General features: G+C 63.9%; 6 protein-coding genes. 3 read left to right on the top strand and 3 right to left on the bottom strand.

Annotated elements, in window-relative coordinates; genetic code table 11:
* Positions 1-59: 59 nt before the first annotated feature.
* Positions 60-533 carry a GNAT family N-acetyltransferase gene (locus tag CC207_RS06750; RefSeq protein WP_088851776.1) on the bottom strand — a complete coding sequence of 158 codons (474 nt, stop codon included), beginning with the start codon at positions 531-533 and terminating at the stop codon, positions 60-62.
* Positions 534-675: 142 nt separating this feature from the next.
* On the opposite strand from CC207_RS06750, the gene CC207_RS06745 reads away from it, so the two are divergent.
* Positions 676-1,410 (top strand): alpha/beta fold hydrolase, encoded by a 735-nt coding sequence (locus CC207_RS06745; protein ID WP_062361187.1) that lies wholly within the window; start codon positions 676-678, stop codon positions 1,408-1,410.
* Positions 1,411-1,416: 6 nt separating this feature from the next.
* Here CC207_RS06745 and CC207_RS06740 read toward each other — a convergent pair whose 3' ends face one another.
* On the bottom strand, positions 1,417-2,031 hold the full coding sequence (locus CC207_RS06740; RefSeq protein ID WP_028692409.1) for a dihydrofolate reductase family protein: 615 nt from the start codon (positions 2,029-2,031) through the stop codon (positions 1,417-1,419).
* A gap of 174 nt (positions 2,032-2,205) precedes the next feature.
* Entirely contained in the window at positions 2,206-3,708 is a 1,503-nt protein-coding gene (gene nhaB, locus CC207_RS06735; protein WP_028692408.1) for a sodium/proton antiporter NhaB, read from the bottom strand.
* A gap of 151 nt (positions 3,709-3,859) precedes the next feature.
* Between nhaB and CC207_RS06730 the strand changes: the two genes are divergently transcribed.
* Both CC207_RS06730 and nudC read left to right on the top strand, forming a co-directional pair.
* The gene (locus CC207_RS06730; RefSeq protein ID WP_028692407.1) at positions 3,860-4,672 is read left to right on the top strand and encodes a crotonase/enoyl-CoA hydratase family protein; all 813 of its coding nucleotides are present in this window, start codon (positions 3,860-3,862) and stop codon (positions 4,670-4,672) included.
* A gap of 36 nt (positions 4,673-4,708) precedes the next feature.
* Entirely contained in the window at positions 4,709-5,539 is an 831-nt protein-coding gene (gene nudC / locus CC207_RS06725) for an NAD(+) diphosphatase (RefSeq protein ID WP_088851775.1), read from the top strand.
* Positions 5,540-6,155: the final 616 nt, after the last annotated feature.

Below are 6,155 nucleotides of genomic sequence, written 5' to 3'. Positions count from 1 at the left end.
GTGCAGGGAGGGGGCGGTGGGCAGCATGGGACGGGGCTCCGGGGCAGGGGGCTCTGATCTTATACCCGGACCATGGCCTTGCGCATGGGGATGCAGGACAGTTCGAGGCCAAAGGGCGACTGGTAGGTCGATTGTGCCTCGCCGACGTAGCCGCAGCGGCGATAGAACGCGGCGGCGTTGAGGGTGGCATCCAGATTGACCGTTTCCAGGCCCTCGGCCCGGGCGATGCCTTCGAGGTGTTCGACCATCCTGCGGGCGATGCCCTGGCCCATGAACGACGGCAGTACGAACAGTGCGCCCAGTTCGCCGCTGTGCAGGTCGAGCATGCCGGTGGCGACGATCGTGCCGTCCACGCAGGCAAGGTGGAAATGGTCGGCGACCAGGGCTGCGTAGCCCTCGGTGAACGGTACGTCGGCCCAGGCCTGGGCCAGCGTGTCGCCGTAAGCCTCGGCGCACTGGTGCAGGATTGCCTGGCGGCGGATGGTGTAGGTTTCCAGTGCGTCGTGGCGGCTGGCACGGCGAATGTCGAGCATCGGTTCCCTCCCGGTTGAACCTGGATGATAACAAGGGCATGCGGGAAAACGCTCATTGGCGCGGCGCAATGGGATTGTGCTGTTCAATCACCGTGGCAGGTCGCATGCTGCGGGTCCCGCAAGCACAGTGTCGAGGCAGGCTATGGATACGCCCGTGGTAATGCTCAATGGCCTGATCGGCTGCTTGGATCACCCGACGTTTCAGCGCACCCTGCGACCCAGGAAGGTGTTCGCCCCGGACCTGCTCGGCTATGGCAGCTTGGACGACACGCCATCGACGCTGGTCGACATCGACGCCCAGGTCGAGCACCTGCGGCAGATCCTGCTGGCGCGCAACTTGCCCTATGTGCACCTGCTCGGCCACTCCGTGGGTGGCGTGGTGGCGATGCTGTTCGCCCGGCGCTATCCAGCCAGCGTGGCGAGCGTGATCAGTGTCGAGGGCAACTTCACCTTGAAGGATGCATTCTGGTCGGCATCGGTGGCGCGCATGGCCCCAGTCGAGGCCGAGGCATTGCTGCTAGGTTATCGTGACGATGCCTCTACCTGGCTGGCCCGCTCCGGCATCGTGGCCAATCCTGGGCGCCTGGCCCTGGCGGACCAGTGGCTGGCCCACCAGGGCGCGGGCACGCTGCAGGCCATGGCGCGCTCGGTGGTCGCGGTGACCGGCTTACCAGGTTATCTGGTGGAGCTGCGCACGTTGTTCGCCACGAAACCGGTGCACCTGGTCGCCGGCGAACACTCACGGGCTGGCTGGGATGTACCGCACTGGGCCGAGGAGCAGGCGGCCAGTTTTACCGTGCTGCCGCGTGCGGGGCACCTGATGATGCTCGAAGACCCGCAAGGCTTCGCCAACGCCATCGCCCGCCTGCTCGACTGACCGAGCTCAGAACGATCCTGTCTGTACCTCGCCGCTGCGCACGTAATGCGCCAGCAGTACCCCGTTGGGCGTGCTGCTCGATTCCACCAGCTTGAAGGCTGCAGCCTGTGCGTCATCACCGAACAGGCGCTTGCCGCGCCCCAGCAGCAGGGGATGGATCAACAGGCGCAGTTCGTCCACCAGCCCGGCCGCCAGCAGCTGGCGTACCAGTTCACCGCTGCCTTGGGTCAGCAGCGCCGGGCCGTCCTGTTGCTTGAGCGCGCGCACCGCGCCTGTCACATCGGCACCCAACGTGTGGCTGTTTTGCCACTCGATGGATGCGGGGTGGTGGGTGGCGACATGCTTGGCCACGCCATTGAACAGGTCGGCCAACGGACGATCCGGCGCCTCGGGCCCGACTTCTGGCCAGAACCCGGCGAAGATGTCGTAGGTGCGCCGCCCCAGCAGCAGTTCGAACGGTTGGCTGAACAGGGTTTGCATGGCCTGGCCGAAGGCCTCGTCGGCCAACGGCGGGATCCAGCCGCCATGGGTGAAGCCGCCGCTGGTGTCCTCCTGCGGACCGCCGGGGGCCTGCATGACGCCGTCGAGGGTGATGAAGGCGGCGACGATGAGCTTGCGCATGGGATGAATCTCCTCGGGTGGGTGTGCTGGATAGTCGAACGGGGTTGGCGAGAATCGACAGCAGTGCTGAACGATAGTCAGGGCTCGACGGATGGGGGGCGCGGGAGGAGAGAAAACGGGAAAAGGCGCGGTCGCCTGCAGGAGCGGCTAAAGCCACTCCTGCAGAGGGTTCGGCTACAGCCAGTAGGTCACCGCCCACCAGCCCAGGCCACCCATGACCACGGTGTAGGGCAAGGCCATCCACACCATGCGTCCATAGGACAGTCGAACCAGCGGCGCGATCGCCGAGGTCAGCAAGAACAGGAATGCCGCCTGGCCATTGGGCGTGGCCACGCTGGGCAGGTTGGTGCCGGTGTTGATCGCCACCGCCAGGGTTTCGAAGTGCTCGCGGCTCATTGCGCCATTGACGAACGCCTGCTTGACCTCGGTGATGTAGATGGTGGCGACGAACACGTTGTCGCTGATCGCCGACAGCAGGCCGTTGGCCAGGTACAGCATGCCTGGCTGCTGCTCGCTGGGCAGGGCCAGCACCCAGGCGATCAGTGGGCTGAACAGTTGCTGCTGGTGGATCACCGCGACCACGGCGAAGAACACCACCAGCAGCGCGGTGAACGGCATGGCGTCCTGGAACGCGCGGCCCAGGCGGTGCTCGTCGGTGATGCCGGTGAAGGCGGTGATCAGCACGATGACCATCAGGCCGATCAAGCCGACCTCGGCGATGTGCAGGCCCAGGCAGACGATCAGGATCAACGCGGCCAAGCCTTGCACCACCAGGGCGATGCGCTGGGCCGGAGTGCGCGCGGCGTCGTCCTCGGCGGCGTAGGCGGCCAGTACCTGGCGCACACGCTCGGGCATCAGCGTGCCGTAGCCGAACAGGCGCAGCTTCTCCAGCAGCACGCAGGTCGCCAGGCCTGCCGCCAGTACCGGCATCGACACCGGCGCGACCTTGAGAAAGAAGTCGGCGAAGTGCCAACCCATTTCATGGCCGATCAGCAGGTTCTGCGGCTCGCCTACCAGGGTGCACACGCCACCCAGCGCCGTGCCCACCGCGCCGTGCATCAGCAGGCTGCGCAGGAAGGCGCGGAACTGGTCGAGGTCGTCGCGGTGCAGTTGTTCGACCTGGTGGTCGCTGTCCAGCGCCGACTCCTCCCGTGGGTTGGTGCCCGAGGCGACCCGGTGGTACACCGCATAGAATCCCACCGCGGCGCTGATGATCACCGCGGTCACGGTCAGGGCGTCGAGGAACGCCGAGAGAAACGCCGAGAGCACGCAGAACAGCAGGCTCAGTATCGCCTTGGAACGCACCCCCAGCAGGATCCGCGAGAACAGATACAGCAGCAGCTCCTTCATGAAGTGAATGCCGGCGACCATGAACATCAGCAGCAGGATTACCGGGAAGTTGTGCTGCAGCTCTTCGTACAGGGCCTCGGGCGTGGTCATGCGCAGCAGCAGCGCCTCGACCAGCAGCAGGCCGCCGGGCATTAGCGGGTAGCACTTGAGCGCCATCCCCAGGGTGAAGATGAACTGGATCACCAGCACCCAGCCGGTAACCACCGGGCCAAGGGTCGCCAGCAGCAACGGGTTGAGCACCAGGAACAGGCAGATGATGGCCTTGTACCAACGCGGCGACTGGCCCAGGAAACCATGGGCGAGGGTGCCGGTCAGAGAACGGGACATGAATTTGTATCCTTTTGATTCAGCAGTGGCGCAAGGTGCCGTATCGCGCCTCGGGGTGCAAGTCATCCAGTCCGGCTTTTGGCACATGTGCAGCCTTGCGGGTACGCTAAGATCCGGCGTTGTGAACCCTTTTCCCACAGGAGTGCCGCTCGTGACCGAATACACCGCGTTCAAGGTCGAACTGACTGACAACATCGCCCACGTGCAGATCAACCGCCCGGACAAGATCAACGCGATGAACGCCGCCTTCTGGGAAGAACTGGTCGAGATCTTCCAATGGATCGACGACACCGACGCGGTGCGCGTGGTGGTCATCAGCGGCGCTGGCAAGCACTTCTCCTCCGGTATCGACCTGACGATGCTGGCCACCCTGGCGCAGCAACTGGGCAAGGACGTCGGCCGCAACGCCCGGGTGATGCGCCGCACCATCCTGCGCCTGCAAGGCTCGTTCAACGCCGTGGACAACTGCCGCAAGCCGGTGCTGGCGGCGATCCAGGGCTACTGCATCGGTGGCGCCATCGATATGGTTTCGGCCTGCGACATGCGCTACTGCGCCGCTGACGCGCAGTTCTCGATCAAGGAGATCGACATGGGCATGGCCGCCGATGTCGGCACCTTGCAACGTTTGCCGCGTATCATCGGCGACGGCATCATGCGCGAGCTGGCCTACACCGGCCGCCGGGTCGACGCCCAGGAGGCGCTGCGCATTGGCCTGGTCAACCGCGTCTATGATGACCAGGCGGCGCTGCTCGACGGGGTCTTTGCCATCGCCCGCGAGATTGCCGCAAAATCGCCGATCGCCGTGGCCGGCACCAAGGAGATGATCAGCTACATGCGTGACCATCGCATCGACGATGGCCTGGAGTACATCGCCACCTGGAACGCCGCCATGCTGCAGTCCGAAGACCTGCGTGTGGCCATGGCCGCGCACATGAGCAAACAGCAACCGACGTTCGCCGACTGACTGGACAGTGGCGGGCGCCATCAAGGGACCCGAACCATGTCAGCACGCTGGACAACCGCAGTACTCGACCCGCAGATCACCGGGGGGCTGGCCGTCGCCCGCAGCCCGGAAGGGTTCCTGGTGGACGCCAACGGCGCGCTGTTCCCCCGCGACTGGCTCAAGCGCCAGGACCTGGACGTGCTGTGCGAGCATGGTATCGGCCATTTCGATGGCCAGCCGGTGTTCCTGTTGGAACTGCGCGGGGCCGGTGAGGTGCCGGGTTGCCACTGGCAGGGGCTACGCCGGTTCATGCTCGAGGGCGACTTCGATACCTACAAGGTGCTCGGTTACGCCGCGCAGATCGGTACCTGGGCTCGCGAGCACCGTTTCTGCGGCAGTTGCGGGCAGGCCATGACGCAGATTCGCTGGGAGCGGGCGATGTATTGCCAGCCCTGCGACTTGCGCAGCTATCCGCGGATTTCACCGAGCATGATCGTGCTGATTACTCGCGGGGACGAGGTGCTTCTGGCCCGTTCGCCGCGCTTCGTCACCGGGGTCTACAGCACCCTGGCGGGGTTCGCGGAGCCTGGGGAGTCGGCCGAGGACTGCCTGGTGCGCGAGGTGCGTGAGGAGGTGGCGGTGGAGGTGAAAAACATCCAGTACGTTGGTAGCCAGTGCTGGCCGTTTCCGCATTCGATGATGCTGGGGTTTCATGCCGAGTATGCTGGGGGGGAGATTGTCATGCAGGCGGATGAGATCGAGGATGCGCGGTGGTTCAATGTGCATGAGTTGCCGCCTTTGCCGGCGGGGCGGTCGATTGCTCGGTATCTGATAGATCTGTATGTTGCTCGGCGGTTGGGGTTGTCTGAGCCGGTTTTGCCTGCCTGAGTTGGTTTTAGTTGGTTTTAGTTGGTTTTAGTTGGTTTTAGTTGGTTTTAGTTGGGTTGGTTGTTTTTGGAAGTTGTAGGCGCATTCATTTGCGATGTCGACGCTTATTCACCTTTCCGCCCTTACGGCGGGTCACTTTTTGTCAAACGCCCGGAGCGCCGGCCGGACAAAAGTAACCAAAAAACGCTGCGCTCCATTCATCCGGCCTTGCTCCGGGGAGGACCGCGCTGCAGGGCCCATCCTGGGCCCCAGCGCTTGACGGGCATCCATGCCCGTCACCTCCCTGCGCAAGACCTCCGTTCGGCCTCCTGAAGTCGCGAAGTTACGAGCGGCGCCTGGACTGGCGCAGCTGTCGCTAGTTGAAATTTAATTGATCTCTCGATTGTATCGCGGGGCAAGCCCGCTCCCACGCAATATTCGTCGTTATATATAACCCTGTAGGGGCGGGCTTGCCCCGCGAAAGGGCCGGAACAGCCAATACATAACTAATGGTCAAACAAATAACTTCGCATTTCTTGCTCTTGCTCTTGCTCTTGCTCTTGCTCTTGCTTCTAAGCGCGCGATAGTTCAGGCAACGCCAATTGCGACTTCAGGAGGCCGAGCGGAGTTCTTGCGT

Origin of the sequence: Pseudomonas sp. DrBHI1 (assembly GCF_002205115.1) — a bacterium.
Lineage (GTDB): Bacteria > Pseudomonadota > Gammaproteobacteria > Pseudomonadales > Pseudomonadaceae > Aquipseudomonas > Aquipseudomonas mosselii.
This window is presented reverse-complemented; position numbering and strand designations above follow the sequence as displayed.

Bases quoted from the DNA above. Each gene is read 5' to 3' on its own strand.
- CC207_RS06750 (WP_088851776.1), bottom strand. From the start codon at position 533: ATGCTCGACATTCGCCGTGCCAGCCGCCACGACGCACTGGAAACCTAC.
- CC207_RS06745 (WP_062361187.1), top strand. From the start codon at position 676: ATGGATACGCCCGTGGTAATGCTCAATGGCCTGATCGGCTGCTTGGAT.
- CC207_RS06740 (WP_028692409.1), bottom strand. From the start codon at position 2,031: ATGCGCAAGCTCATCGTCGCCGCCTTCATCACCCTCGACGGCGTCATG.
- nhaB (WP_028692408.1), bottom strand. From the start codon at position 3,708: ATGTCCCGTTCTCTGACCGGCACCCTCGCCCATGGTTTCCTGGGCCAG.
- nudC (WP_088851775.1), top strand. From the start codon at position 4,709: ATGTCAGCACGCTGGACAACCGCAGTACTCGACCCGCAGATCACCGGG.